The organism is Chitinophaga rhizophila (assembly GCF_019492185.1).
GTDB lineage: Bacteria > Bacteroidota > Bacteroidia > Chitinophagales > Chitinophagaceae > Chitinophaga > Chitinophaga rhizophila.
Genome location: NZ_JAICCF010000004.1, coordinates 501,648 through 528,539, shown reverse-complemented (window position 1 = coordinate 528,539; position 26,892 = coordinate 501,648). Strand labels below are relative to the sequence as shown.

Annotated in this window: 25 protein-coding genes; 19 read left to right on the top strand and 6 right to left on the bottom strand. The window is 48.3% G+C overall.

The features are described 5' to 3' along the window. The first annotated feature begins 121 nt into the window (after positions 1-121). The 9 genes from K1Y79_RS22175 to K1Y79_RS22135 all read left to right on the top strand — a co-directional run bounded on the left by K1Y79_RS22175 (position 122) and on the right by K1Y79_RS22135 (position 7,322). Positions 122-1,000 carry a helix-turn-helix domain-containing protein gene (locus K1Y79_RS22175; RefSeq protein WP_220252386.1) on the top strand — a complete coding sequence of 293 codons (879 nt, stop codon included), beginning with the start codon at positions 122-124 and terminating at the stop codon, positions 998-1,000. A 63-nt stretch (positions 1,001-1,063) separates the two neighbouring features. Then, positions 1,064-1,633, top strand: a complete 570-nt coding sequence (locus tag K1Y79_RS29450; RefSeq protein ID WP_220252385.1) for a DapH/DapD/GlmU-related protein — start codon at positions 1,064-1,066, stop codon at positions 1,631-1,633. 90 nt (positions 1,634-1,723) lie between these two features. Then, on the top strand, positions 1,724-2,119 hold the full coding sequence (locus K1Y79_RS22165; protein ID WP_220252384.1) for a (R)-mandelonitrile lyase: 396 nt from the start codon (positions 1,724-1,726) through the stop codon (positions 2,117-2,119). Between the two features lie 483 nt (positions 2,120-2,602). Beyond that, on the top strand, positions 2,603-3,475 hold the full coding sequence (locus tag K1Y79_RS22160; protein WP_220252383.1) for a hypothetical protein: 873 nt from the start codon (positions 2,603-2,605) through the stop codon (positions 3,473-3,475). A 24-nt stretch (positions 3,476-3,499) separates the two neighbouring features. Further along, positions 3,500-4,384, top strand: a complete 885-nt coding sequence (locus tag K1Y79_RS22155; RefSeq protein WP_220252382.1) for a hypothetical protein — start codon at positions 3,500-3,502, stop codon at positions 4,382-4,384. 266 nt (positions 4,385-4,650) lie between these two features. Next, a complete protein-coding gene (locus K1Y79_RS22150; RefSeq protein WP_220252381.1) occupies positions 4,651-5,115 on the top strand; it encodes a hypothetical protein in 465 nt (154 codons plus the stop codon). An 11-nt stretch (positions 5,116-5,126) separates the two neighbouring features. Next, positions 5,127-5,468, top strand: a complete 342-nt coding sequence (locus tag K1Y79_RS22145) for a DUF3817 domain-containing protein (RefSeq protein ID WP_220252380.1) — start codon at positions 5,127-5,129, stop codon at positions 5,466-5,468. An 11-nt stretch (positions 5,469-5,479) separates the two neighbouring features. Then, positions 5,480-6,460: a c-type cytochrome gene (locus K1Y79_RS29445; protein WP_220252379.1), complete on the top strand. Its 981-nt coding sequence runs from the start codon at positions 5,480-5,482 to the stop codon at positions 6,458-6,460. Positions 6,461-6,713: 253 nt separating this feature from the next. Then, positions 6,714-7,322, top strand: coding sequence for a TetR/AcrR family transcriptional regulator (locus K1Y79_RS22135; protein ID WP_220252378.1), 609 nt, complete (start codon positions 6,714-6,716; stop codon positions 7,320-7,322). 37 nt (positions 7,323-7,359) lie between these two features. Here K1Y79_RS22135 and K1Y79_RS22130 read toward each other — a convergent pair whose 3' ends face one another. Next, entirely contained in the window at positions 7,360-7,944 is a 585-nt protein-coding gene (locus tag K1Y79_RS22130) for a Crp/Fnr family transcriptional regulator (protein WP_220252377.1), read from the bottom strand. Positions 7,945-8,005: 61 nt separating this feature from the next. Between K1Y79_RS22130 and K1Y79_RS22125 the strand changes: the two genes are divergently transcribed. Beyond that, positions 8,006-8,185 carry a hypothetical protein gene (locus tag K1Y79_RS22125; RefSeq protein WP_220252376.1) on the top strand — a complete coding sequence of 60 codons (180 nt, stop codon included), beginning with the start codon at positions 8,006-8,008 and terminating at the stop codon, positions 8,183-8,185. A 100-nt stretch (positions 8,186-8,285) separates the two neighbouring features. Here K1Y79_RS22125 and K1Y79_RS22120 read toward each other — a convergent pair whose 3' ends face one another. Next, positions 8,286-11,015 (bottom strand): glycoside hydrolase family 78 protein, encoded by a 2,730-nt coding sequence (locus tag K1Y79_RS22120; protein WP_220252375.1) that lies wholly within the window; start codon positions 11,013-11,015, stop codon positions 8,286-8,288. A 261-nt stretch (positions 11,016-11,276) separates the two neighbouring features. Here K1Y79_RS22120 and K1Y79_RS22115 point away from each other — a divergent pair, with 261 nt between their 5' ends. Both K1Y79_RS22115 and K1Y79_RS22110 read left to right on the top strand, forming a co-directional pair. Further along, positions 11,277-12,476 carry an MFS transporter gene (locus K1Y79_RS22115; protein ID WP_317197499.1) on the top strand — a complete coding sequence of 400 codons (1,200 nt, stop codon included), beginning with the start codon at positions 11,277-11,279 and terminating at the stop codon, positions 12,474-12,476. A gap of 52 nt (positions 12,477-12,528) precedes the next feature. Continuing rightward, positions 12,529-12,912 carry a hypothetical protein gene (locus K1Y79_RS22110; RefSeq protein WP_220252373.1) on the top strand — a complete coding sequence of 128 codons (384 nt, stop codon included), beginning with the start codon at positions 12,529-12,531 and terminating at the stop codon, positions 12,910-12,912. Positions 12,913-13,168: 256 nt separating this feature from the next. Here the strand turns inward: K1Y79_RS22110 and K1Y79_RS22105 are convergent, their stop codons facing one another. From K1Y79_RS22105 to K1Y79_RS22095, 3 genes are all read right to left on the bottom strand, one after another. After that, entirely contained in the window at positions 13,169-13,933 is a 765-nt protein-coding gene (locus tag K1Y79_RS22105; RefSeq protein WP_220252372.1) for a hypothetical protein, read from the bottom strand. A 271-nt stretch (positions 13,934-14,204) separates the two neighbouring features. Further along, the gene (locus K1Y79_RS22100) at positions 14,205-14,690 is read right to left on the bottom strand and encodes a PPC domain-containing DNA-binding protein (RefSeq protein ID WP_220252371.1); all 486 of its coding nucleotides are present in this window, start codon (positions 14,688-14,690) and stop codon (positions 14,205-14,207) included. A gap of 127 nt (positions 14,691-14,817) precedes the next feature. After that, positions 14,818-15,294 carry a YMGG-like glycine zipper-containing protein gene (locus K1Y79_RS22095; protein ID WP_220252370.1) on the bottom strand — a complete coding sequence of 159 codons (477 nt, stop codon included), beginning with the start codon at positions 15,292-15,294 and terminating at the stop codon, positions 14,818-14,820. 220 nt (positions 15,295-15,514) lie between these two features. Between K1Y79_RS22095 and K1Y79_RS22090 the strand changes: the two genes are divergently transcribed. Next, positions 15,515-17,056, top strand: a complete 1,542-nt coding sequence (locus K1Y79_RS22090) for a right-handed parallel beta-helix repeat-containing protein (RefSeq protein ID WP_220252369.1) — start codon at positions 15,515-15,517, stop codon at positions 17,054-17,056. 71 nt (positions 17,057-17,127) lie between these two features. Here the strand turns inward: K1Y79_RS22090 and K1Y79_RS22085 are convergent, their stop codons facing one another. Continuing rightward, the gene (locus tag K1Y79_RS22085) at positions 17,128-18,003 is read right to left on the bottom strand and encodes a hypothetical protein (RefSeq protein ID WP_220252368.1); all 876 of its coding nucleotides are present in this window, start codon (positions 18,001-18,003) and stop codon (positions 17,128-17,130) included. A 123-nt stretch (positions 18,004-18,126) separates the two neighbouring features. On the opposite strand from K1Y79_RS22085, the gene K1Y79_RS22080 reads away from it, so the two are divergent. The 6 genes from K1Y79_RS22080 (at position 18,127) to K1Y79_RS22055 (ending at position 26,878) form a co-directional block, all read left to right on the top strand. Then, the gene (locus K1Y79_RS22080; protein ID WP_220252367.1) at positions 18,127-18,708 is read left to right on the top strand and encodes an RNA polymerase sigma factor; all 582 of its coding nucleotides are present in this window, start codon (positions 18,127-18,129) and stop codon (positions 18,706-18,708) included. A gap of 57 nt (positions 18,709-18,765) precedes the next feature. Next, positions 18,766-19,914, top strand: a complete 1,149-nt coding sequence (locus tag K1Y79_RS22075) for a FecR family protein (protein WP_220252366.1) — start codon at positions 18,766-18,768, stop codon at positions 19,912-19,914. 188 nt (positions 19,915-20,102) lie between these two features. After that, positions 20,103-23,363: a SusC/RagA family TonB-linked outer membrane protein gene (locus K1Y79_RS22070; RefSeq protein ID WP_220252365.1), complete on the top strand. Its 3,261-nt coding sequence runs from the start codon at positions 20,103-20,105 to the stop codon at positions 23,361-23,363. A 14-nt stretch (positions 23,364-23,377) separates the two neighbouring features. Continuing rightward, positions 23,378-24,892 (top strand): RagB/SusD family nutrient uptake outer membrane protein, encoded by a 1,515-nt coding sequence (locus K1Y79_RS22065; RefSeq protein WP_220252364.1) that lies wholly within the window; start codon positions 23,378-23,380, stop codon positions 24,890-24,892. Between the two features lie 24 nt (positions 24,893-24,916). After that, the gene (locus K1Y79_RS22060; protein WP_220252363.1) at positions 24,917-25,768 is read left to right on the top strand and encodes a PKD domain-containing protein; all 852 of its coding nucleotides are present in this window, start codon (positions 24,917-24,919) and stop codon (positions 25,766-25,768) included. A 57-nt stretch (positions 25,769-25,825) separates the two neighbouring features. After that, complete coding sequence (locus tag K1Y79_RS22055) at positions 25,826-26,878, top strand: acyltransferase family protein (protein ID WP_220252362.1); 1,053 nt, start codon at positions 25,826-25,828, stop codon at positions 26,876-26,878. The last annotated feature ends 14 nt before the right edge of the window (positions 26,879-26,892 follow it).

Here is a 26,892-nt window from a genome sequence, read left to right as displayed (position 1 = left end):
TGCTTTTAGCTATCCCGTCTCCAGGTATACAGTTATCTTACACGTTTCTACGACGGCTGCTATCGGTGCTGTCACCAGCATATTAGCCCTTACGTAGTTTTGAATTTCTTAAGTTTGTGGTATGGCTATTAAAAATGATCGTCTGCTGTCTGACTTTAACCGGGACCTGAAGCTGAAAGGCTTCAACGTGTGGCAGATCGAAAGTGACAGTAACGCAACCCGGATATATAGCAGGAAAGACTTTTACAAGATCTGCCTGACTACCGGAAAAAGCATCATTCATTACGCTGACAGAAGCTTTGAGGCGGAAGGCACTGTGCTATTCTTCGGTAACCCCCATGTTCCCTATTCATGGGAGACGCTCTCTACCACCTACATGGGCTATACCTGCCTTTTCTCGGGCGACTTCCTGAAGTCAGCCGACCGGTCTGACAGCCTCCAGCAGTCTCCCTTGTTCAAAATCGGTGGAACGCCTATATTGATGATGACGGAGCAGCAGCGCCTTTTCCTCAATGGGATATTCGAGAAAATGATTGAAGAACAGCAGACTACCTATGCCTATAAAGACGACCTGATTCGCAACTATATCAACCTGATTATCCATGAAGCACTGAAGATGCAGCCTTCGGCTAACTTCAACCAGCATAAAAATGCTTTGTCGCGTATCACGGCTGTATTTCTGGAATTACTGGAACGGCAGTTCCCTATCGAAACCGCTGAACGCCCCCTGACTATGAATACTGCCCATGACTATGCAAAAGCATTGTCTATTCACGTCAATTACCTGAACAAAGCGGTCAAGGAAACCACCGGTAAGTCAACTACCACACATATTGCCGAGCGTATCGTGCGTGAAGCCAAAGCGTTATTGCATCACACCGACTGGAACGTTGCTGAAATTGCCTATGCTTTAGGTTTTGAATATCCCAGTTACTTTAATAACTTCTTCAGGAAAATTACCGGTACTAACCCTGGCGCATTCCGGGAGACGGTAGTTTGAAATCCTTAATAATTGCTTTGATCTTCATAAGCCAGTACAGACAGAATGACCGACCTTTGGGAAATGAAAGATATCTTCCAAAGATTAAGCGCAGGAGAGCTGGTGCAACTCAGCGATCCGGAGTTTGTGAAAGTAGATGAACTGGTGGCCCGTACCCTGGCTTTGACGCCGGCCTTAAATGCTGCCACCAGCGTTGATGAGGTGCGCGACAGGTTGAGTGAGATCATCGGACGTCCGGTGGATAAAAGTACTACTATCTTCGCTCCATTCTACACCAACATCGGACGCTTTATCTCTATCGGTAAGAACGTATTTATCAACCATGCCTGTTCTTTCCTGGACATGGGGGGTATCACGCTGGAGGATCAGGTGCTGATCGGTCCGCGGGTAAACCTGGTCACTGAAAACCACCCGTTGTCTCCGGCAGAACGCCGTGGAATGCTATGTAAGCCTATCCTCATAAAACGTAATGCCTGGATTGGTGCAGGCGCTACTATTCTGCCAGGTGTTACAGTTGGAGAAAATGCAGTTGTTGCTGCGGGTGCTGTGGTGAGTAAAGACGTTCCGGATAATACAGTAGTAGGAGGCATTCCTGCCAGAGTGATCAGGACAATCGAACCTGACCAGGTCTGATGCCTGCAAACTGAGCGACGCAGCCGGCATTTCCGATGATAAAGAAGTTTCGCTTATAAATAGCTCATATTACTCATTAAATAAACCGATATGGATATAATCAGAAACGGTGCGCAGGCATCTGTTAAAGGACCGGAAGCATGGTTTACTGGTGCAGTCAGAATAGACCCGCTGTTCCAGAAAAAGGATGTTACTAAAGCTGCTGGCGCACTGGTCACGTTTGAACCCGGCGCTAGGACGGCCTGGCATACACATCCCGTCGGACAAACACTCGTTATTATATCTGGCCTGGGTTGGGTACAACGCGAAGGCGGACCGGTTGAAGAGATCAGGCCAGGCGATGTGGTGTGGTTTGAGCCAGGTGAAAAACACTGGCATGGCGCTTCGCCAGGGAAAGCCATGAGTCACGTTGCTATTCAGGAAGAACTGAATGGCGAGGTGGTAACCTGGCTGGAGAAGGTGAGTGACGAACAATATGTCAAATAACATTCTCTCAGGCAAGACACGCAGCTGATCCTACTACACAGGGTCAGCTGCTGTTATAACGCCAGTCGGGTAAAAGCCGCCCGCCTGTTATGCGATGCGCCAGTCCACTCTGCGCCGCTATCAGCAATAATCCTCATCCTCTTAAGCGGCAAGAATAACTATTGCTGCCGCCTGTATGCTTTTCCCCTGCGCAGCTATCAGCAATAATCCTCATCTTCTTAAGCGGCAAGAATAACTATTGCTGCCGGCTGTATGCGTTTCTCCTGCGCAGCTATCAGCAATAAACCCGCTGCCGGCTTACCTTATCAGCGCCCACCATCGTGCGTACTAGGCCGGGTTGCAAAATACTTTCTGATGACAGCTCAATATACCTTAAATTAGCATTACCCAAAATCCAAAACCAAATCATAGACCCCATTAGCCCTGTAATAAGTTACGACAGACCAGTCTGCTGAATGTTATTCAATTAACCTCAATCATGTTATGAAAAGCACAATCCGCATTTTCAGGCTGATACCCCTTGCCATTATATTCATGGCAATGCTCAGCGCCTGTAAAAAAGAAACAACTACCTGTTGCCAGACAACAGACATTGACTATGTATGGGAACTCAAATACCTGTCATTAGACAGGTTCATAGGAGCAGGTATAAGAGATATGTCCCGGCATGAATTTACCTACAACGAGTTTGGTAAAGTAAAGTACTACCATGTCAGAACAGATTTTATTAATCCGGCTACTCCGTTTGATAGGACGGATACCTTCTTCTATGACAGTCAGCAGCGAGTATCCTATATACTCGGTGATCACTCTAGTTACCCTGCTGAACGGTATAAGAAAGAGTTCAGCTACGATGGTAGCGGACGAAGAACCCTCAGTAAAAAGTATCTGCTGAACACAACGCTCAACAGCTATTACCTGGTAGACAGTACGGTTTATCAATACCAGGATACCGTCATCAGCAAGATTGCTCACTATGCTAATAAAGCCCCTGATACTGCCGTTTTTGTTTACAATAGTCAGCAAAACCTGGTTAGTGTAAGAATGAACGGGCTGGAGTCAGTATACCAGGAACTGTCTGACTATGACAATCGTCCGAATGCCCTGCGTCAGACGCACATGGAATCACTCGAAATAGAGCCTTCCTATACCTGGCTTGATGACATCAGGATACTCATGGCAGCTCCTAAATTGCCCAAAAACAACTTCCAGACCCGGCGGCTGCCACTGCTGGATATTACTCATTATTATACTTCCGCCTACGGAGATTTGTACAACCTTTTAAATTCCACTTATATCGAATTGCCTGTTGCCATCAGATACAGCCAGATCTATCAGTACAACGCCAGGAACTAATTGCTCACTATTTAACTACAAACAATGAAATACTTCCTCTTAATATGTTGCAGCGCTCTTCTTTGGGCAGGCTGTACAAAGTACGAACACGTACCAGGACAACCATCTACCGGCGACTGGCTGCTCACTAAAATATATGAGCAGTTGCCCGGTAAAACAGAATACATAAAAGAAGAGTTTATTTATCCGGCAGGCGGAGACCAGCCATGGGTTAATCTCAGCTGCGCGCCGAATTACAGAAATGGTATTGACACTATCCGGAGAGATACTTTTACCTATGACAGTCAGCGCCGGGTATCGCAGATTAATAGCTGGCTGTCCGGCTTTCCACCGCAGCGCATGATTAAACGCATCCATTATAATGCAAACAACCAGATGGATACACTGCGCGTTTACACAGTTTCAGGGTCAAACGGGCAACAATTGCTGTCCGGCACCCATGTCTTTGTATACAGCGGTACGTCAGTCAGGCAATACGCTTATTACACCATGAACGAGTTTCCAATGGTAGATTCTTTCCGGTATACATATATAGGCAATAACCTGGCAGAATGGCGTACATTGAACGAAGGTCAGTGGGGCGGTTATACCTTGTCAGACGTAATTGACTATAACAACTATGATACCTGTAACAATGTGTACCGGTACCTGAATATGAACCTCTATTTTCCGGTCATCCAAGATAAATTCCGCTACCTGTACCCGCCGTTTATCTCCAGGAACAACGTCAGGACTAAAGTGATGAACTATGTTGAGCAGATCGGATCATTTGAGTGGGCACCCATTATTAAGACAGAGGTCTACTCCTACGAAAAAGACAGTATCGGACTAATCACCAGCGCCAGGTTCAGTGAGCCTGTCAGCAACGACTATACAAATCTCCGGTACCAGTATATACCTGCACCTTGATTTGTAATGCTACGGGATATGACTAACAGGTCTCCCGAATCATATATCACGCTGCTATTGAAAGGCAGATCCGGTACATTTCCGGGTTTGCCTTTCTTTCTTTTACACCTGATCACACCTGCCACAGCCTGCACTAAACATCTGCCCACCGGGCTATTCCTCCCATCACAGGTCTTACCCAACAATTACACGAAACAGGGTTTCTTTTAAAAACATACCAACTAGTATGTTTTGTAATTATCTTTACACCGTAGAACCAGTTTATAATGCATCACACACTTTTAACATTACATTCCATCACCAGGTGGCTTGTACTGACAAGCCTTATCTATGGTATATGGATGGCATGGGAAGGTTACCGGTCCGGCAGGCAGTTCAGCCGTTTTAACAATAGTGTCAGACATATTACCGCTACTATTGCGCACATACAACTGATGCTCGGTCTTAGCCTCTATATGATCAGTCCTGTTGTTAAATATAACGTCATTGAAGCAGAAGGCCACAGCCTCGTAAGTGAGCACACCTTCTTTCGCCTGATACACCTGCTACTGATGGTAGTGGCGGTTGTACTGATCACTATCGGATCTGCCAGGGCGAAACGTATAGAGACTGCCGGCCTGAAATTCCGAACCATTCTTATCTGGTTTAGCCTTGCGCTGCTGATTATCCTGGTAGCTATACCGTGGCCATTTTCACCATTCGCTCACCGCCCTTACTTCAGATTCTTTTAATCATACATATTATGCTACATCTACTTAAAACGCCTATCGGGCGGCTGCGGGTTATCGGATTCCTGGAAGGGGTGTCCCTGATCATACTGATCTTCATTGCTATGCCACTGAAATATTGGGCCGGAGAGCCAGCCATGGTAAAAATGGTGGGAATGGTGCACGGCCTGCTATTTACATTATTTGTCCTTGTTACCTTAAGTGTCGCTGTCACTTACAACTGGAAGTTCTTCCAGACTACCTGGAAAGTATTACTGGCCTGCATGATACCGTTTGGCACTTTCTATATTGATAAATACGTACTGAAGCCGGCAACATTCGTCAGTGAAAAAGGACGTAACGGTAATAACAGTTAAGTATACGCGCTGTGACATCCACTAAGCACTTCCTGGCCGCCCTATTGCTATTGACTATAGGTCTGTATACCACATCGTGCAACACTGCGCCGCTACCTGTTACCAATAATATGGTATTTGCCGACAAACTGTCCGCATACAGGCTTTTCGAGGGGGATATGTATACATTGCAGCCCGCTGCCGGCGTAGAAGTGCTGGACATCGCCTCGGCACTATTCACCGACTATGCAGAGAAGCAGCGGTTGGTGAAGGTGCCTGCCGGACAAACCATCGTATTGGCTGGTAACGGGCTGCCTGTATTCCCAGAGGGCACTATACTGGCCAAAACCTTCTATTATTCAAAAGCAGGTGCCGGCCGCCGGGAGATCATCGAAACCCGGTTGCTGATATTTAAAGACGGCCAATGGAACGCTGCCACTTATCGGTGGGATACTACGCAGACGGAAGCTAACCTGCTGACTGACGGCGCAGTCGTACCTGTCACTTTTCAGAACGCTGCCGGCAATAAACAGACAATCGCCTATCAGGTTCCGGCCGGTAAAGACTGCGCCGGCTGCCACCGGTCAGGTGATGCGCTCACGCCTATAGGTCCCACGGCACAGCACCTGAACATCTCTGTTACCAGGAAAGGGGGCTCACTGAACCAGCTTACCTACCTGATGCAACAGCAGATAGTACAGCAGTCAGCCATTTCCTCCATTACTACACTCCCTGACTATCACGATACCTCATTACCCATAGCAGCAAGAGCCAGGGCTTACCTGCAGATGAACTGCGCTCATTGCCATCAGCCCGGTGGTGCCGCCGGTAACGCTTCCTTAAATCTGCTATACACCGCACAGGATGGGGAAACCGGTATTGGGTATAACAAGCAACATATATTGGTCAGGATGAGTGTAATGGGAGCGTACCATATGCCCAAAACCGGTACGACCGTATTAGACGAAGAAGGCGTCCGGCTGATAAAACAGTATATTACGAGTTTGCCATAGACTGCCTGGATTGCTATGCTCCCTGCCAGGTAAAATCGACGGGTGCATTGCCTACACTATCCTGCATGCTCTTCGATGTTCCGGGTGGCGAAGACAAACACCTGACAGATACTGCCTCGGCCGGTTTGCCATACACCAGCTCAATTACTTGGCAGCCGGTGTCTGATAGCATAGCCTGCTCACTTTCTGCATGGAAATTGCCGGATTCAGTGAATTACATTTTCTTTGCCGGACATACCCAATGGTATCTTTTATGAAAAAATCGGAAGCAACAAGGTTAGACATCCTACGCAAGGCGTTTGAACTGATCTATATCAAGGGGTATAAAACTACCAGTATCGATGATATCATCGCTACTACGCAGGTAACAAAAGGGGCATTCTACTACCACTTTAAAAATAAAGATGAAATGGGAATTGCCATCATCAACGAGATACTAAAGCCCACTATCAGTAACAGCTTTATCGACCCATTACAGCGGGATCAGGATCCCCTGACTGCCATATACAATCTCATGTATCATCTGCTGATGAAAGACGAGTTCCTGAAAGTTGAACATGGTTGTCCGGCAGCTAACTTCACGCAGGAGATGGCTCCCTGGAATGCAGACTTCAGCAAGGTGCTCAGGGAACTGGCGCAGCAGTGGATGAAGGTCATGACTGCCAATATTGAAGCTGGTAAAAAGCAGGGATTTGTAAGGGTTGACGTCAATGCAAAGCAGGTAACTGTCTTTGTAGTTTCCGGTTACTGGGGCATCCGTAACCTGGGTAAGCTGGAAAATACCCAGCAGGCATACCTGCCTTACCTGAAAGAACTCAAAAATTATCTGAATACGCTGAGGCCATCTTCCGCCGGATCTTAATACCGCCTGGTCATTTCCTTATCAGGAATGGCCAACCTTACTGTTTCCGCAGTGCTATACGCCGACGCAGTCGGCTCAATGTGGCTGGTGTAAGCCCCATATACGATGCTATCATATGCTGCGGTACCCGGTTGGCAATCTGCGGATACGTCCCTACAAACTGCTGGTACTGTTCTTCAAGCGGCAGCCGGAATGAGGCGGTAAATCTTTTCTGTAGCGCGATATAGGCATTCGTTATCAGCATACGCACGTAAGTTTCATACTTTCCCATTTGTTTAAGCAGTGCTTCGTGTGCATCCTTACTCATCAGCAGTACTGTTGTATCTTCCAAAGCATCGATTGTCTGTGTAGCGGGTTCTCCGGTCAGGAAGCTGAAGAGATCTGAAATCGTCCAGCCTTCAACGGCAAATTGTGTGATGCGTTGATGACCACTCTCTTCCTGTAGATACATCCGCAGGGCACCCTTTTCTACAAAGGCAATCTGCCTGCATATTTCGCCTTCATGCAACAGTACCTCCTTCTTACGAAGCGTCTTTGGCACTAAGTGCGCTTTGATGATTTCCATCTCCTCATCGGTCAGGATAACTTTCTCGTTGAATCGCCCGAAGTATACATCGTACATATGGCCGGATATCTTACGCTTGAACAATGGCCCAATATCGGAAATATTAACTATACCTACGATGCCATCAGCGCTATCCTGTAGGATAGTTGTGTATGGTGATGCCTTTAGTTGGATAAGAAGGATACTGGAAAACAATGCCAAGCCGACGAACTACTTCATCAATAACAGAATTGACCCTGTACCTTATCTGCAGATGGGCGTATCTGTACTACTGTTCTGGAAAGGGCTGAACCTGTAAGCGCTCGTTTCTGACCAGACCATAACAGGAGTTTATTTACATCACATACAGATTGTAGTGGAGTAAAAAAAAGCCCGGTTTTTCTGCCGGGCCTGAACATTTATTTAGCTGTAGCAAATCGATACTTCCCTGATCCGACTTTCACCACTGCAAACCCTTTCTCTGTCCCTACGGCACTGATATCACGCTGTTCGCCCACCGGCTTACCACCCTCGGTCACCGTGCCGCCCTCTTTCACCGGTATGTATACTGTTGCTGCTGTATTAGCAGGAATATCTACTTCCAGCAACAGCTGACCGTTCTCCAGTTTCCAGGATGACCGGATGTTGCCGTAGTAGGTTTGCAGATTACCCGTTGCCTGTGTTAAATTACCGCCAGGATTCGGCTTGATAACAATGTGTTTATAACCGGGTGCATCTTCCCGGGTGTCAATGCCAACCATTATCCGGTACATCCAGTCCCCGATAGCGCCATAAGCATAGTGGTTAAAAGAGTTCATGCCTGGTGTGGCAAAAGTATGATCAGGCTTTTCGCCGTTCCATCTTTCCCAGATGGTGGTAGCGCCCATCTTCACCGGGTACAGCCAGGAAGGGTAGCTTTCCTGCAACAGCAAGGTGTAGGCCAGGTCCTGGTAGCCAAAGCGACTCAGTACATGACAAAGGTAAGGCGTACCCAGGAAGCCGGTGGTCAGGTGATTGTCGTAACTGCGGATGTTCTCTGCGAGGCGGGCTGCTGCCTGCTCCCGCAATTGCTCCGGTAGCATGTCAAACTGTAAAGCCAGCACGTAGGCTGTTTGGGAGCTGGATACCAATCTGCCGCCAGGCGTCATATATTCTTTCACAAATGCCGCTTTGATACGTTCCAGCAGATGACTATAGGTGTCTGCATCGGCAGTGTTGCCCAGTACTTTGGCAGCATTGATCAGCAGCTGGGTAGAATGTGCGTAAAAGCACTGTGCGATCAGGTATTTATCTGTAATCGCTGCCCGGCCATCGTTGTCGTCCTCCGGACGGTAAAACAGCCAGTCTCCGAAGTGAAAGCCGGTATTCCACAGGTCTTCTTTGCTGTTTTTATGCATGTATTCCACCCATGCTTTCATACTCGGATACTGTTGTTCCAGCATACGTTTATCTGCATAGGCCAGATACATGTTCCAGGGTATGATTGTCGCTGCGTCCGCCCATCCCGCGGAGCCCATCGATCCATCGCCCAGTACATTGGGTACTACAAATGGTACACTGCCATCTGCACGCTGGTCTGCCGCCACATCCTTCATCCATTTGGCAAAGAAGTTATTGACCTGGAAGTTGTAGGCGGCTGTTCTCGAAAATGCCTGTGCGTCGCCTGTCCATCCCAGGCGCTCATCACGTTGCGGACAATCAGTTGGTACATCCAGGAAATTACCCCTTTGTCCCCATTGTATATTATGCTGCAACTGGTTAAGCAGCGGATGCGAGCTGCTGAAGTTACCGGTCACCGGCATGTCTGAATAGAGGGCGTATGCGGTAAAGTTTTCCGGTGTCAGTTCACCTGTGAAGCCGGTGATCTTCACAAACCGGAAGCCCTGAAAGGTGAAGTGCGGCTCGAACTGTTCCACACCATCTCCTTTGAAGATGTACACGTTCCGCTGCCTGGCCACACGCAGGTTTTCTGTATAGAAGTTGCCTGCTTTATCCAGCACTTCGGCATGTTGCAGCACAATACTGTCTCCTGCTTTCCCCTGCACGCGCACATGCACCCATCCCACGAGGTTCTGTCCGAAATCCATCACTTTCTCTCCGGCGGGTGTCGTGAAGATCTTCACTGGCTTAAACGTTTCATGTTTCCTGACAGGCTCATTGATCGTAGCAATCAGGTTTGCTTTGCTGGTATCTGCGCTGAGTTGTACGCCTGACCACCCGCTGTCATTATATCCGGTATTATTCCATCCCGGCTTTTCCTGTCTGGCGTCAACGGTTTCTCCATGATAGATCTCGGAATAGCGGATGCTGCCGAGGGAAGATTTCCAGCTGTTATCCGAGGTGATCACTTCCTCACTGCCGTCGGTGTAGCGGATGTTCAGCTGGAAGAGCAGTCCGATCCTGGAACCGAAGTGATTTTTACTATCCTGCCAGGCCAGGTAACCGGCATACCAGCCTACGCCCAATGTAACGCCGATAGCATTGTCGCCCTGACGTAGCAGGTCAGTTACATCATATTGCTGATATTGCAGCCTTTTACGGTAACTTGTCCATCCGGGCGTGAGGTAGGCATCACCCACACGTTTCCCGTTTATATGGGCCTCGTAAAGGCCACGGGAGGTAATATAGGCGGTTGCTGATGCTATCTTCCGGGAAGTCTGAAAGGTTTTACGGAATAACGGGCTCGGTCTGTGTACACTGTCCGGGGCAAATCCTGGTTCTATCCAGCTGGCTTTCCAGTCTGCCGGTTGTAACAATGCCATCTGCCAGCTGGCCGGCGTGCTCCATGCAGACGCCTTGCCATTATCATCCCATATTCTTACCTGCCAGTAATATTTGCTGCCTGACAACAACGCATTGCCGTTGTAAGGGATATGTACTGACTGATCAGAGGATACCTTGCCGCTTTGCCAGACCAGTTGCTTTCCCTGGCTAAGCGTCTGCGGGGTATTGCCGACCCGCACCTCATATGCTGACTGACGGATGTTTCTGCGGTCGCCGCTCAGTTGCCAGCTGAATACGGGGTGTGGTACATCAACCCCCTCTGGATTGACACGGTTTTCACAAAGGAGCGACCCCACCCGGGTCTGACTGATGGCATCCATTAATAAAAGGCAGCATAGAAAGCTGATGAGACCTGATTTCTTCATGACGTGGAGTTTGTAGTTTGCTATATGAATGGCTGAATATAAAAAAAGTCTTCCGTTAACTGTCCTGTACTGTCCTAATGACGCATGCTGTATATCCGGTGTGCAGTTCCTGCCGGCGGTGGTCACCGAATTGTTGCCGGCACACCAAACACTGTTTCCTGATGATAATGCATTAAAATGCCGGAAAATATCATTTTTAAATTCCCTTAATGTGCGGACCTTTGCAGGGTGAATGGATCATCAGCAAAGGCATCGACAACAGTGACACCGACAATTAACAAAGCGGCCAGGGGAAGCGTTCGTTTCCGCCGTATCAAAAACAGCATCTTTCTTTCCGGGCTTTCTGTTTTTGCCCAGTTATATCTTTTCCAGCCAGTATTGCCCTTACTATGCAAAGAATTTGGCGTAACGCCCGCACATAGCAGCTGGGCAGTGTCTGCATCTACCATGGGCATGGCCGCAGGATTGTTTATTTTCTCTTTTAAAGCCGATGCCATTCCCCGCAAGCACCTGATGGGTTTTGCCATGCTGGCTTCCGCAGTATTGACGTTGTTATCTGTATTCATTCATCAGTTTGAGTTGCTGATAGCCGTTAACTTTGTAAAAGGAGCACTATTATCAGGTGTAACCGCCGTTGCACTGGCATATCTTTCAGAAGAGGTAGACGGCGCTTCACTGGGCCTGGCTATTAGTCTGTATCTCAGCGGAAATGCCATTGGCGGCATGGCAGGCCGTATTGTGGTGATGTTAATTGCAGGTTGGGCAGACTGGCGCTGGGCAGCGGCATTTATAGGTACTTCCAGTCTGATACTGGGATTGTTTTTTATAAAACGGCTGCCCGCCTCGAAGCACTTTGTAGCTTTGCCCGTCAACGTCGGACAGAAATGGCAGCAAATGAGCAGTTTTTTCCGGCAGCCTGTTATGGTACTGATCTACTTTGCCGCTTCGCTGCTGATGGGATGTTTTGTCAGCGTGTATAATTATACCGGCTTCCGGCTGGAAAGTCCACCGTTTTCACTTCCTCACTACGTCATTGCCGGCATCTTTCTGATGTACACCATTGGCGTGCTGGGTACCATGTTTGCGGGACGGGTATCTGACAGAATACCACCGGCAAAACTTATCCGGGCATTTATCCCCGTGATGGCGGCCGGCTTACTATTAATGTTGATACCACAGTTGCCGGGTATCGCTGCCGGCTTAGGGATCTTCACTTTCAGTTTCTTCGCTACACATACGCTGGCCAGCCGCCTGATATCGCAGGAGGCCAGGGAGGGAAAGAGTACGGCCACCTCCCTATACTGGCTGTTCTACTACGCAGGTTCTTCGTTTATTGGTACCGGTACCGGTGTCATACTCACCGGCTGGGGATGGCCACTCTTTATTGCTGCTTTGCTGGGACTTGTACTGGCAGGTGGTATACTGGTATTCAGGGCCGGAAAGCCATCCAGGGTTGTTTAAGTTAATGTTAAGCATATTGACAAAGAAAGATGAATCGCCTATTTTTCATCTTATGGTAACTATCATCAAAGACATTGATCGAATCAATGAACACTTACAGCAATGTAAGGGAGGCGAGGCCATGATCTGGCTGTTCAGCACCACCTTCCGCCGCCTGTGTATCCGTGTATGGAAAGACATTAAAGACCCGGTAGAAACATATATCATGCTGGGCGGCGTACGGCATATGAACGGGCCGTTTGATATCCAGGGAATAGATCTGCGGGTGGGGCAGATGCCGGATGAACATTTTGGAACCTGCTATTATGTAGTTGATGAGCAGAACGGATTCCAGCTGCAGGCATACGCACACGTCTTCCTGTTTCATGGTGATAGGTCTCTCTTCAGTAACGACCTGAATAGCTTTGTTGACTGGGACAAGGTAGTGGAGGCATAGATAGCTTGCCGGCTCAGGGAAAGCCCCTTATCTGGCTATAGCCAGGGAGAAGAAAAGGTGGACTTGTGGCGGAGATGTCTTAGCGGATGGTGAACCTCGGCGTAGTTATGGGTAAGTTACTATTGTACATACAGGTATAGCCGCGCTCAGGAGTGGCGGCGTTAAGCGGGTGGGCTGTGTGGACAGCCGATACCGTATGTCAGTGTTTAATGGATATTGATACTTACCAGGATACAGTTTGCAGGCACTGAGCCGGTTATTCCCGCTGGATAACTGTTACCGGCATATCCTTGTCAGCCGGTACAGCTACTGCCACCGGTACCCCGTATGCCGGTGCTGGAAGATAGTTTGTATCCTGTATTGCTGGCAGTACAACAGGTGTATCCAGTACACCGATGATATCTGCTGCCAGGTACCTGCTGTTTAGCACTGCTATGCCGCTTTGTAAGGCCCTTATCTGAAGTATGACCAACAGCTTGCCATTGCCAGGTACCTGCACAGAAAAAGACGTTCCCTCAAAGCCTGCTCCCGGCTGAAGAAACAAGGTCGTCGTCTGTACGCCGGTCGTAACATGTGCGGCACAATGTATCCTCACAGCAATGATCTTCACTTCCAGCCCGGTAATGCCTTTGATAGCCGGCAGATGCTGTGGCGCGATGCTGATCCGGCCATCACGGGTTACTGTCGGTGCAAGTTGAAAGAACTGCCCGGTTCCTGCATCCTGGTTGAAGCGGAAGCCTTTTGTCTGGTTAATATCAGCGCCTGCTGCCGGAATCAGGCACTTATTCAGCCGGTTGACATGTGCCCCGTCACAGGGTATGTCCAACGCATTATATACTGCATTACGTATCAGCGCGCCCTTCCTGCTTGCTCTTCCGAAACGCAACGCCGCCTTTCTGCTGGCGGCAGTTTGCTGAATACCGTTGGACCGGCTACGTAAGAAATATTTGCCTTTCCGGTTATAACCGATCTGGTTACCGAGTCTGCCGGTAAAGATGATCAGTGATTGTTGTTTTGCCATGGTAACTGGATTTGGTAATAAGCAAAATTACCACAACCTGCTGAGGCGTAGCCGAGGGGTGGTTAACGGATATTCAGGCAGGAGAGGGGCAGCATCTACACATTACTAAATCACCTTCGATAACGGTTGAATAAACCGCAAATCCGAGGCGCTGACGGGTGAAGTTTGTCTATATTTTTTACTGGAACCCGCGCGGGAGGCGGAGACAGGATTATCCCGCCGGGAGTTTGTCAGCCGCCAGCGGTATAACAAAGTGCAACAGAAACTGCAGTTAATCCTTCAGTTGCAGCACATTGGCTCCGATACTTTCTTCTTTAGCCCGTTCAAACCGTTTATCGTGTACAGTAATCATGATCTCCAAAGAGCCGGTGCTGACAGTCGCACCCAGCAGGTGACCGCCGTAAGCCTGGAATGTTTTATCGGTTACTACTCCGTGCGCATGGATAGACACCGAATCCTGCTGCCAGCCAATCGTTCCCTGCATGCTGGCCAGCTCCACATTATCAAATGATCTGGGATCGTATTCTTTTGTTTGCTGATTGAAGAAGCCAAACCTGGCATTGACGAAGCCCATCCCGGTAAAATTGACAGCGGGCGCTTTTTCTTTCAGCATAAAAGCTTCAAGTTGAGTAAAAAGATCGTCACCCTGGCGTAAGACCATGAGGTAACCGGCAGGTACTTTTACATAACGTGTCTGGGCGTTGGCAGCCATTGAGACACATAAAGAGATGAGTACTAAAAACATTACCCGTTTCATAACAACAGTTTAGTTGCAGGAATCGAAACGAATAGTGTGCCATGTAGGTAGGGGGAGGGACTATAAGCAGCAAAGCCGGACGTATAATACGTCCGGCTTTGTGCAAAATGTTATGTTCCGCCAACAATTACTGTTTGTTAGCTTCTTTCCTCTTTTTGACACCATCAACGATAGCACCGACGCCAGCACCCGCACCAGCACCTACTACGGTACCGATAGCCGCACCTTTGACACGGTCATTCTTGTTGATGATAGCACCTGTTACCGCACCGGTACCAGCGCCCACTACAGCGCCTTTAGCAGTATGGCTCCAGCCTTTTTTCTTCTCGGTAGTAGCGGTAGCAGTAGAGGCAGCAGGAGCGCTGTTATCTGCACTGTTACTATTACTATGATTGACAGTAGAAGGAGCGTTCTTAGCACGCAGCTTTTCAACAGCTTTCATTGAGTCGATAGCTTGTTGTTTTGCCACATTTATAGCGTTTACATTATTTACAGAATCTACAGCTGCCTGTTTAGCAGCTTCTATAGCTTCTTCCTGCGACGGTTTGTTATTACAAGCGAATAGCACCGTCACGGCAGCTAAACTCAAAAATAACTTTTTCATAGCCAGACTTTTTATGGTTTATCAATTTATACAGTACTGCATACAAAACTATGCCATTTTTCCTGAATCTTCCTAATTATGCTGAAAATTAAATTTATGTAGATAGTAGTTTTTTGTTATTCGTTTTATTTTCAAATAATTATGGCTGCGCCACGGTCCTTTAGTTATACGAGGTTCGTCTTTACGATTGAAAATTTCCCTCATAACAAAACAAACCACTATGAAGAATGCCATCGTATGCCTTTTACTGGCCACGCTGTTCTCCTGCACGAAGAAAGAGGTTGAACAACCCGCGGATACAGCAACTCCCGAGCAATTGCTGGCCATCACGAATTATTATGTAAACGGCGCTTCCGGTAATGATGCCAACACCGGTACGTCTGCCACTGCTGCCCTGAAAACTATCCAGGCAGCTCTTAACAAAACCGCCGAAGGTGCGGGCAGTACTATTTATGTAGCGGCAGGAACGTATAAAGAACGTCTCAGCTGGCCGCATTCCGGCGCTTCGTCCACAGAGCCGATCACACTGACCAACTATAGTGGCGGTACGGTAATACTGGATGGCGTCGGCGCTACCAATGATGCGCAGAACGCTATGATCAGCATCAGTAGTAAAAGCCATGTAAGGGTCAATAACATACGTATTGCCAATAACATCAGGAGCTTCGCAGCAGGTATCTACGTAAGCGGCTCCGGTACGGATGTACAGGTCACTTCCTGCCGCATTTATAACATCGGCTGGACAACCGATTCCACCGCCGTACCTACTGCTTCTAACAATGCCAACCCGCTGGTAGTGGTGGGGACTACTGCCACGGCCTATTCCGGCATCTACTTCGGCAGCAACCAGGTGTATGCCTGCAATACCGGTTTCAGTGAGGCTATGACCCTGTCTGGTAACGTCAATAACTTCCTTATTGAGAATAACATCGTCCACCATATCCGGAATATCGGTATTGATATGACAGGTCACTATAGCTGGACGGGCGCGCCCGATAGTGTCAACTTTGCCCGTAATGGTAACGTCAAAGGCAATGTGGTATATAACTGTATTTCACCGGTGGCGACCAGCGGCGGTATTTATGTGGATGGCGGTAAGTGGATCAATGTTGAAGGCAATACCAGCTTCAATAATGGGGCAGGTATTACCGTTGGATGTGAGAACGCCAACCGCACGGCTGAAGGAATTAATATCAGGAGTAACTTCATTTACAACAACAAGGAAGCAGGATTGGTAATAGGGTCTAATGCAGCGGGTAGCAAAGTAACATGGACTACTGCGTCTAACAACACCTTATTTAAGAACTATACCAACGGTGGCTGGGGAGGCGAGATCAGTCTACAGAACACGGATCAGGTAACCATCTCAAATAACATTGTGCAGTCTGCCAGCAACATAGTTGTCATTGCCTTATTGGGTTATACTACTACCAACCTTGCTATGAACTATAACAGGTATTATACGCAGTCTGGTACAGCCAACACAATTACGTTTGACTGGGGTGGTATTAATGGTACTACTTACGGTTCGTTGGCCGCGTTTCAGAGCGGTACCGGACTGGATGCACAATCCACCTATGGTATACCTTCCTTTGTAAGCAGCGCAGCAGGTTCGCTGAATCTTCACCTGGCAAGTGGCTCGGCCTGTATCAATGCCGGTAATCCTGCTTTTGTGCCTGCATCCGGAGAGCTGGATATAGATAAGCAGTCACGTAAGCAGAATAACAGAGTGGATATAGGCGCAGACGAAACAGCTTTATGATACATATGAAGTAGCTGGTAAGAAAACGGTCCGCAACTGCGGACCGTTTTTGAATTTATTGGGTTGGAAGCTTATGCGAATTTACGGATTAAAACCTGTGCAAGATCCTTTTCAATATACATCCCGTCAGTAATTTTATTCTCATGGTCCAGTGCTGCCATATTTTTATTGCGGGCACCTGGTTGTTGTTCAAACGTTGATACACAGATTATATTGTTGTCCAGGCATTTTGGACAATAATGTATAGTTACCCGGATGATCTCTCTTGCCTTTTTAGTGGTAGGCGCCAGCCTGCTGTAATAGCTTACATCCGGCAGGAAGCGGTACAGATGCGTTGTAGCATCGCCTTCCTGTTTTGACAGGAAAGCGGCTGTTGCTGTTACATAAGCATCTTTGCGCTGATGAAATACATCACAGCCTTCGCAGTAATATCTTTTTTGCTCGGTGATGAAGATAAGGGGTGACATAAATGCAATGAACTCCGTCACATAAAAGAAGGCCGCCGCACTTCCACTGAAAGGATATCTACCTGCTGTACGATTAAAGTTTTCTGTATCGATCTGCACCATCCGCCGCGCGATGATCTGAAAAGTAGCGGCAGGATTAAAGGTGCCTTCGAGAAAAGAATAACCATAGTTCCACCTCATATTGAAGAAGCTCCACTGCGACGACCAGGCCAGGTAACAGCACACTATATACAGGAACATATTGACCACCGGATGCCTGTTTTTGCTTACTACCGATAACATGGTATATGCTGCAACACTTACTACTACGACGGCAAAAAGCAGCAGGAAGTTCAGATAGACAAAAGACAGGAGGGAAGTGAGCGTATAAAACAACCAGCCAATCAGGACAGAGAGTGAAATGCCGCCAAATATTGCTAACAGTAATCGGTTGGGTTTTATTAATCCTGAGGCCTTGTAGAAAGTACCGGCAGCGTACATAGGGATATGGTATTGGTATAAAGATGAATCTGTGTGCAAGATAAGAAGGATAAGTATAGTTTTTTTGTATTTTTAGATGGATAACATTTTACCGTAGCTAAAGGGAAACAGCGGTTTTTACGCATGCAGCCAGATACCGATACAGCATTGTTAGAGAAAATGAGGCAGGGTGATGAAGCCGCCTTCCGTCAGCTATATGACCGGCATAGCAGGCAGGTAGCTGCTTTTGTGTTTCACCTGACCCACTCGGCAGTAGATGCGGAAGATATATTGCAGGAGACCTTCTTGAAGCTTTGGACCAGCAGGGAACAGCTGCCGGTAGTGGTTAACCCTGCCAGTTATATCTTTATTCTGGCCCGTAATAAAACCCTGGATCACCTCCGTAAAATTGCCCGGCAGCAAAAGCTGGTCGAACAGGTATGGGCTAATATCTCAGAAGCAGCTGATACCCTGGAGCTTCAACTGGATGCCCGGGAAAGCCAGCAGCTGATTAATACCGCTTTGTCCAGGCTAACCGACCAGCAACGTACCATCTTCCGGTTGAGCCGGCACGAGGGTTTGGACCATGCCACCATCGCCAGTCGCCTGCAGTTATCCAAAAGCAGGGTAAAGAATGTACAGGTAGAAACACTGCGTTTTCTGCGCCAGTTCCTGTCCCGGCACTCAGAATTGCTGCTGCTGCTGTTGGTTCTTTCGGGTTACTGAAAATATTTTTTCCATTTTCACGGTCCTCCTTTTGTTCACGTTCGTCTTTATGATTATATGCCTGATCATCAACAAAGAATCGCTTATCTGTTAGCACGTTATGTCAACAAGACCTGCAGCCGCGAAGAGCTGGAGGAACTGTTTGCGATGATCGGGCAGGAGAACGGGCCCGACATCCCGGGGGACCTGCTCGAAGAGATCTGGCATACGGCCCATCCTGCACCGGATATCGACTATGAACAGGCATACCTCCATATCAAACCGGTTGTTCCTATCCGGAGATCGCTGCCATTCAGAAAGATAGCTGTGGCTGCCTCCGTGCTATTATTGGCAGGTGCAGGCTATTGGTGGTTATCCGCGGAAAAGAAAACCGCGCAGATTACAACGGTACAATCTGCACCAGCGCCGCCCATATTACCTGCAGGCAATAAAGCCGTGCTGACCCTGGCAGATGGTTCTACCGTTACCCTGGACAGCGCAGGTAATCAGGTGATCAGTCAGGGGAAGGTAGCCATCCGGCAAAGCAACGGGCAATTGTTATATGCCGGTCAGCCAACCGACGGCAGTATACACTATAATAAGCTGACTACGCCAAGAGGAGGACAATTCAGGCTCGTATTGCCGGATGGGACTAAAGTATGGCTAAACTCCGCTTCTATGTTGCGGTATCCTACCGTATTCTCCGGCAAGGAACGCATAGTGGAACTGGACGGGCAGGGATATTTTGAAGTAGCGCCCGATGCGCAGCACCCATTTAAAGTGAAAGTACATGATATAGAAGTACAGGTACTGGGTACCACGTTCGATATCATGGCTTACAGAGACGAACAATCAGTTAACACCACACTGCTTACCGGTAGTATCCGGGTCAACAAAGGTAGTGTACAACAATTGCTACAGCCGGGACAACAAGCAGTAGCGAACAACCAGGATCAGCAGCTGGCAGTCCGTGCGGCAGACCTCAGAAAAGTGACCGCATGGAAGAACGGCATGTTTGTTTTCAATGATATGGCACTACCCGCTATTCTCAGGGAAGTAGCCCGATGGTATGATGTAGACATCGTGTATAACACCAGTCCTGCCACAGAGTTATATGGGGGTGGTATAGGTAGGGATCTGCAACTGGCAGATGTACTGGCATTGCTGGAAGGAAACGGATTGAATCATTTCAGGATAGAAGGTCGGAAAGTAATCGTATTACCATAATCAGTATCAACCAGGAAGATGCGGTGATAAGCCGGAGATGCTCGCAACACCTCCGGCAAGTGAGCTGGCATCCTCAATAATCGCTGTAAGACCATTTAAGTACTACCAAACACTGCAAAAGTATGCAATTCGACTGTTATGTACAGGCCCGCCTGACGCGCGGGCTATCAACCAAAATTTGCCTGGTCATGAAACTTACCTCGTTCCTCCTGCTGGTAACTATCCTGCATGTCAGTGCAGCAGGATACTCCCAGAAAGTGACGCTTACAGCCAGGAATATGCCCCTTCGCGATGTATTTGCCGAGATCATTACCCAGACCGGCGTATCCATTGTCTATTCTGAAAGGGTGCTGGCTAACACCTTACCTGTTACCTTCCACGTCAGGGATGCCGCCGTACAGGAAGTGCTGGACATCTGTCTGCGCGGCCAGCAGATTGCTTATACCCTGGAAGGGAAGAATTTTGTCATTAAAAGAGTGTCTGCCGCCGCTGACCGTCCCGCCGTCCCGCCAGATACTGTCATTACTGTCACTGGGCTTATCAGTGCTGCGGGCGGTGGTCCCTTACCTGGTGCTACCATACTGGTAAAAGGTACCCGTAAAGGCACACAGACCGATGCACAAGGCCGTTTCAGCCTGGCCGGGGTACACCGCCAGGATGTGCTGGTCATCAGCAATGTCGGGTTTACTACCCGGGAAATCGCTGCAACGGATAACATCAGCCTTTCACTGGAAGAAGATACCCGCAACTTCAATGAGGTGGTAGTAGTAGGATACAGTGATAAAAAGAAGAGTGAGCTGACCAGCGCCGTTAGCGTTGTATCAGCAGAGAAACTCAAAGACGTTACCACCAACGACGTGGGTAGTATGTTACAGGGTAAAGTGGCCGGCCTGCAGGTGGTCAATAGCTCCGGTGTACCAGGTACAGCCGCCGAACTTCGTTTGCGGGGTGTATCGTCTGTGAATGCTTCACAAACACCGCTATTCGTGGTAGATGGTATCATTGGCGGTAATTACGACCCGAATGACGTAGAGAGCATCACCGTACTGAAAGATGCCGGCGCTACCGCTATGTATGGCTCGCAAGCCAATGCCGGGGTCATTATTGTTACCACTAAAAAGGCTAAACTGGGTAAGACCCGCTTTGAAGCCAAGGTAACTACCGGCTTCCGTACACCCGACTTCGGACGTATGCAGATGATGAACGGCAGTGAGCTGTATAACCGGCATAAAGAGTTCTACCGGGACTACATCCCAGGTACCAACGACAACTCCTATAAGATCGATATTCTGAAGTTTTACGGAGAACGGCCGAAGGCTTTGCAAGGCCAGGACTATAACTGGCTTACCACCATGTTTGGTACCGCGCCGATGCAGAACGTGTATGTATCCGCCAGCGGTACCACAGAGAAGAGCGAGTACTATACCGGTATTTCCTACTATAATGAACGGGGTACCTTTATGAATACCGGTTACCAGCGCATCAACCTGCGGGGTAATGCCACTTACCACTTCTCGAAAAAGGTGCATGTTAACAATAATATCAATATCAGCGGTGCCACCGGTAACAGCTATAACTATGAGGATGTGTATTATGCCTACCTCAATATGCCATGGGATAACCCCTATGATCAGAACCGCAACCCCGTCTTTGTAGATGGGAATGTACCTTTTAAATGGTGGTCGAGGGATAAAGTCAACCCTATCCATACCATCCGTAATTCCAACCATCCATATAAGAACTTTGACGTAAACTATGATCTGGGACTGAATATCAATATCACAGACTGGTTAACTTTCACCAGTAGCAACAGGGCCGCTGTAAGCTATAACAAGGGGTCCGACTACTATTCGCCTGTAGTGGCAGGACAGTACTTCAGTACAGGCTTCCTGAACGAACTGAGTACACTCTCTTATGGCGTCATATCCAATGACCTGCTGAAGTTCAATTTCCGCGCCGGTGATCATACCATCAGTGGTCTGGCAGGTATTGCTATTGAGAACAGTAAGACGGAGATACTGGGAGCCTCTGGTAAAGGGTTGCCTGAAGGACTATCTGTGCTGAATGTAATATCCAACAACCAGCTGGTCACCGGCTCTTATGACCAGGCGATTATTCAGTCGTTTATCTCCCAGGTCAGCTATGGCTACAAGGATAAGTACTTCCTGACAGGATCATACCGTGTAGATGGTTCTACTGCCTTTCCCGCCAGCAAACGGTACGGATCTTTCCCGGCAGTATCTGCTGCGTGGCAGATCAGCAATGAAGACTTCCTGCTGCACAGTAAGCTGTTCAGCAACCTGAAGGTACGGGCAAGCTATGGCGTGACTGGTACCCAGGATATTGGTTCATCCCGCTACCTGGGCCTGTATGCACTGAGCAGCCAATATAATGGTGGCACCGCAGCAACACCTTCTCAGTTACCCAGTCCGAACCTGACCTGGGAGAGTAAAAGACAGTTCAACGCCGGCGTTGACATAGGTCTGTTCAACAGGATCAACCTGACAATTGACGCCTATAATAACGTAACAGACAATCTGCTGCTACAGGTGCCACAACCGCTTTCTGTCGGCTTTGAACAAAGGTGGGAGAACGTTGGTAAAGTGATCAACAACGGTATTGAACTGGGTATCAGTACAGTGAATATCAAAACCCAGGATTTCGAGTGGACAACCGACTTTAATATCAATTATAACACCAACAAACTCAGAGAGCTGCCCAGTGATATTACCCGTACCCAGCCCACCTGGAGCATCTCACAGATATACCGGAACGAGGGTAATCTGTACGAGTTTTATATGCCCAAATGGCTGGGTGTAAACCAGGAAACCGGTGCGCCGCAATGGGAGGTCATCAACCGGGATGCCAGCGGAAAAGAGATATCCCGGTCAGCTACATCAGACTATGCCAGCGCTACCTACCAGGAAGTCGGATCTGCCTTGCCCAAGTTACAGGGTGGGTTTACTACGCAATGGACATATAAAAATCTGTCCCTCAGCGTCAATGCCTATTATCTGACAGGCAATAAAGTGTTCAGTAACAGCCTCCGGTTTGTAATGAATGACGGCAATGAGCCGTACTATAATCAGATCCAGCTACCGGATGACTATAAAATCTGGTCACATCCTGGCGATGAAGCAACAGAGCCTAGTCCGCAGAACGCCGCCAATTCCACCGAAACCTCTACCCGTTACCTGAAGGATGGCGACTTTCTGGCTATCAGGAACATCTCCTTATCCTACCGGCTGCCAAAGGGTTTAATGAGCCGCTGGCATATGGATGGTGTGACGCTGTCGCTTACCGCAGACAATGTGTATACCTTCACCAGGTTCCTTGGACAGGATCCTGCCACAACCATTACTTCCGGTAGCTATGTCATGCCTGGCGTATCAGACTTTAAGTATCCCAACAATCGCCAGTTTCTCTTTAACATAAATATCAGGTTCTAGTAAACTATCAGCATATGACAACAAGATTTCTGTTCATAATACTCGCGTTTCCCTTGCTGTTTGGTAGTTGTCTGAAGGATATCAACCCCAGCGATTCACTGACCACAGGAACGCTGACGCAGACGACGCAGGGACTGAAGCAGGCGTTAAGCGGCGCATATGCGCTCTTTAAGGATCATGTGGAATTTAACGGAACGACAGACCTGAACAATATGTACCTGCGCCAGTATTTCCAGATGAGCGACTTTGCCAGCGATGATATTGTCTGTGGACAGACCACGACAGACCCATTGTATTATAGCTTCTCGTTGAATCATACCCCTACGCAGACCAATAGCCGTTACTTCTGGTATATATCCTACAAGATCATCAATGATGTCAATACCGTGATAGAAGCAGCGGAAGCCATACCCAATCCCGATGCCACTATCAGGCAATTGATCGGGGAGTGTTACTTCCTGCGGGCATTTTGCCACTTCAACCTGGTAAAGTTCTATGGGCGTCCATATACCCAGGATCCTTCCGCAGATGGTATTATCCTGCGTACCTCTACAAGTGACCCATCCGCCAAGGCCAGGTCTTCCGTAGCCGAAGTATATGCCTCGGTCATCGCAGACGCAGAGAAGGGCGCATCACTGATGCAGCAACAGCGTGGAGTACAGTATGCTTCTCAGGAAGCTGCCTGGGCATTACTATCCAGAGCGTATTTGTATAAGGGCAATAACGACAGCACTATCTATTACAGTGATAAGGTGATCAATACAGGCAGGTTCGGACTGGAGACAGCAGCAGGCTTCAGGTCCATGTTTGCAAATGCAACCGGCAGTAAGGAGACAATATTCTGCATCGCATTTACAACAGTAGATGACTATGGCAAAGGAGGTTCGATCGCTTCTATGATCTATTCTGACGGCAACTCAGGCTGGGGTGAGGAGTTTGCTTCGCAGTCACTGCGTGATACCATGTCAGCATACCCGCAGGATGCCCGTTGGTCTTATATACAACCGCTGAAAGACGGAAGCGGTAACTTACAGAAGAAGAACGGTATAGAAACATACTACATCCTCAAGTTTTCGGGTCAGGGTGGTAGTCCGACGTTGAGTTCTCCCATCCTTTTCCGGCTGGCAGAAATGTACTTGAACAGGGCAGAGGCAGCAGCGAAAGCGGGTAATACCTCCTCCGCACTGAACGATCTGGACATGATCAGGAAGAACCGTGGCCTCGAGAACGCTTTATATAACGGACAGTTACCCGCCGGTAAAACCCTGCTGGAAACAGTACTGAAGGAAAGAAGGATAGAACTGGCCTTTGAGGGGCACCGCGCATTTGACGTATACAGGAACAAGCAGTCACTCAACCGTACCTATTGGGGATACCATTTGCCAGGTTTAAAAGAGTCGGATATAGACCTGAGTAAGCGCCCCGCCGGATACGGTAATATGGTCCTTCCGCCAGATCACAAGCGGGTGATCTACTATATTCCGATTGATGAGATACAGACTAACAAACTGTGTGCGCAGAATCCTTAATCTACTCTTAAATGCCTGATGATTATGCATATCAGATATCTCTTTTTCAGCATGATAGCAGCTGCACTATTCAGTGGGTGCAGCGATGATAAAGTTACCCCTGACGCAGACCTTTTCTTTGAGGTCAGCATCAATGGCAATGATGTTACTTTCACCAATAAAACGGCAGGTGCAGCCTCTTACAGGTGGGACTTTGGAGACGGCACTACCTCGGAAGAGGAAAGTCCGGTGCATACCTATCCTGGCAAAGGCAAGTACGTGCCCACACTGTACGCCACGACCCCGGAAGGCAAGGTGACCGAAGGATCGACGGTGGTGTATATAGCTAAATCCTCACCCGTGAAGATGGATGATAATTCACTGGCCGACTGGGAGGCGGTGACAGACTATGAAACGGTTTCCGGAGCGGGAGAAACCTACTTCCGCCGGGCTAAATTCGACTATGACGCCTCATATGTATATGTGTATCTGGAAGTAAATTCAAAGGTCGCTAACGCAGATATTTATGACTTCTACATGGATACTGATAATAATGCCGGCACCGGATTGCTTACCGGCGGCTTTCCAGGGGGAGGTTATGATGTACTACTGGAAGGCGCAGTGCTGAGCGACTGGTTTGATGCTTTCTATCATAAAGGCGATCAGAACGCCTTCACCTTCGATGTATCCGGCGTTACTGAGTTTTATACCGTGGGCGCAAAGCAGCAGGAAGGTAATGTACTGAAGTTCGAGCTGCGGTTATCACGAAGCAAGTTGAAAGGTCTGGCCGCTACGACCGCCTTGCGTATAGGTATACAGGCTACGAAAGGAGACTGGTCGGCCACGTTGGGTAATATGCCCGATGGAGGCAAGATTGTACAGATTGCCTTTGAGTAAGCATGGTAGATCAGGAACCAGGATATAAGCATTAGTTAGTTTTAAGTAGACAAAAAGATGGAAAAACGCACCAATCGCTTGCTTTCTTTGGATGTTATGCGCGGTTTTATCATGATCTTACTGGCGGGCGAGAGCTGCCGGGTATATGAGTCATTGCACGAGTGGTACGATAACGCTTTCATCCGGCAATTCTTTCATCACCCCTGGCATGGGCTAAGATGCTGGGATCTGGTGCAGCCAGCGTTTATGTTTATGGCAGGTACAGCGATGTACATTTCCTACAGGAGTAAGCTTAGTAAGGGCGTCAGCTGGTCAGCCAATTTCCGGCATATCGCCTGGCGTAGTCTGAAGTTGTTCCTGCTGGGAACAGGGCTGCACTGTATTTATGCAGGTAAGCTGGTGTGGGAGCTCTGGAATGTGCTTACGCAATTGTCGGTAACCGGTATTATTGCCTACCTGGTGATCGGTCGGTCGTACACTGTGCAGATCCTGGCAGGGGTAGGATTAATTATACTGAATGATATACTCTACCGTACGGTCTTAATGCCGGGGTTTGATCAGCCGTTTGTCGAGTACCATAATTTCGGCGCGTACATGGATACATTGCTGATGGGAAAGATCAACGAAGATGGGTGGGTGGCCATCAATGTTATCCCGACGGCGGCGCATACTATATGGGGAGTGACAGCAGGAAAGTTGTTAATGTCTGCTTCCGGTAGCAACCGGAAGATACTTGTACTTGCGCTGGCGGGAGTGTTAGGTTTACTGCTCGGTTTCGGCCTGGACATTACAGCCATATCTCCGATCATCAAGCGTATTAGTACGGCAGGCTTTGTACTGGCATCTGCGGGCTGGGTATTGCTGATACTGGCGGCACTGTACTGGTGGATTGACATCAGGGATCATCAGCGTTATACCTGGATTGCGGTAGTGGTAGGGATGAATGCCATATTCATCTATGTCTTCTTTGAAACAGTCGGCGCTCAGTGGTTGAATGGTATTGTCAGGATATTTATACCCTGGCAGATAGCGGCCGCTTTCGTTACATGGGGGCTGGAGTGGGGATTGTGTTATTGGCTGTATAAAAGGCAGATATTTTTCAAGCTATAGAGAATGCGGCTGGC

Bases quoted from the DNA above. Each gene is read 5' to 3' on its own strand.
- K1Y79_RS22075 (WP_220252366.1), top strand. From the start codon at position 18,766: ATGCCTGATCATCAACAAAGAATCGCTTATCTGTTAGCACGTTATGTC.
- K1Y79_RS22095 (WP_220252370.1), bottom strand. From the start codon at position 15,294: ATGAAAAAGTTATTTTTGAGTTTAGCTGCCGTGACGGTGCTATTCGCT.
- K1Y79_RS22145 (WP_220252380.1), top strand. From the start codon at position 5,127: ATGCTACATCTACTTAAAACGCCTATCGGGCGGCTGCGGGTTATCGGA.
- K1Y79_RS22070 (WP_220252365.1), top strand. From the start codon at position 20,103: ATGAAACTTACCTCGTTCCTCCTGCTGGTAACTATCCTGCATGTCAGT.
- K1Y79_RS22165 (WP_220252384.1), top strand. From the start codon at position 1,724: ATGGATATAATCAGAAACGGTGCGCAGGCATCTGTTAAAGGACCGGAA.
- K1Y79_RS22150 (WP_220252381.1), top strand. From the start codon at position 4,651: ATGCATCACACACTTTTAACATTACATTCCATCACCAGGTGGCTTGTA.
- K1Y79_RS22135 (WP_220252378.1), top strand. From the start codon at position 6,714: ATGAAAAAATCGGAAGCAACAAGGTTAGACATCCTACGCAAGGCGTTT.
- K1Y79_RS22090 (WP_220252369.1), top strand. From the start codon at position 15,515: ATGAAGAATGCCATCGTATGCCTTTTACTGGCCACGCTGTTCTCCTGC.
- K1Y79_RS22080 (WP_220252367.1), top strand. From the start codon at position 18,127: ATGCAGCCAGATACCGATACAGCATTGTTAGAGAAAATGAGGCAGGGT.
- K1Y79_RS22100 (WP_220252371.1), bottom strand. From the start codon at position 14,690: ATGAAACGGGTAATGTTTTTAGTACTCATCTCTTTATGTGTCTCAATG.
- K1Y79_RS22160 (WP_220252383.1), top strand. From the start codon at position 2,603: ATGAAAAGCACAATCCGCATTTTCAGGCTGATACCCCTTGCCATTATA.
- K1Y79_RS29450 (WP_220252385.1), top strand. From the start codon at position 1,064: ATGAAAGATATCTTCCAAAGATTAAGCGCAGGAGAGCTGGTGCAACTC.
- K1Y79_RS22175 (WP_220252386.1), top strand. From the start codon at position 122: ATGGCTATTAAAAATGATCGTCTGCTGTCTGACTTTAACCGGGACCTG.
- K1Y79_RS22125 (WP_220252376.1), top strand. From the start codon at position 8,006: ATGCCATCAGCGCTATCCTGTAGGATAGTTGTGTATGGTGATGCCTTT.
- K1Y79_RS22155 (WP_220252382.1), top strand. From the start codon at position 3,500: ATGAAATACTTCCTCTTAATATGTTGCAGCGCTCTTCTTTGGGCAGGC.
- K1Y79_RS22130 (WP_220252377.1), bottom strand. From the start codon at position 7,944: ATGTACGATGTATACTTCGGGCGATTCAACGAGAAAGTTATCCTGACC.
- K1Y79_RS22105 (WP_220252372.1), bottom strand. From the start codon at position 13,933: ATGGCAAAACAACAATCACTGATCATCTTTACCGGCAGACTCGGTAAC.
- K1Y79_RS22110 (WP_220252373.1), top strand. From the start codon at position 12,529: ATGGTAACTATCATCAAAGACATTGATCGAATCAATGAACACTTACAG.
- K1Y79_RS22060 (WP_220252363.1), top strand. From the start codon at position 24,917: ATGCATATCAGATATCTCTTTTTCAGCATGATAGCAGCTGCACTATTC.
- K1Y79_RS22120 (WP_220252375.1), bottom strand. From the start codon at position 11,015: ATGAAGAAATCAGGTCTCATCAGCTTTCTATGCTGCCTTTTATTAATG.
- K1Y79_RS22065 (WP_220252364.1), top strand. From the start codon at position 23,378: ATGACAACAAGATTTCTGTTCATAATACTCGCGTTTCCCTTGCTGTTT.
- K1Y79_RS22055 (WP_220252362.1), top strand. From the start codon at position 25,826: ATGGAAAAACGCACCAATCGCTTGCTTTCTTTGGATGTTATGCGCGGT.
- K1Y79_RS22085 (WP_220252368.1), bottom strand. From the start codon at position 18,003: ATGTACGCTGCCGGTACTTTCTACAAGGCCTCAGGATTAATAAAACCC.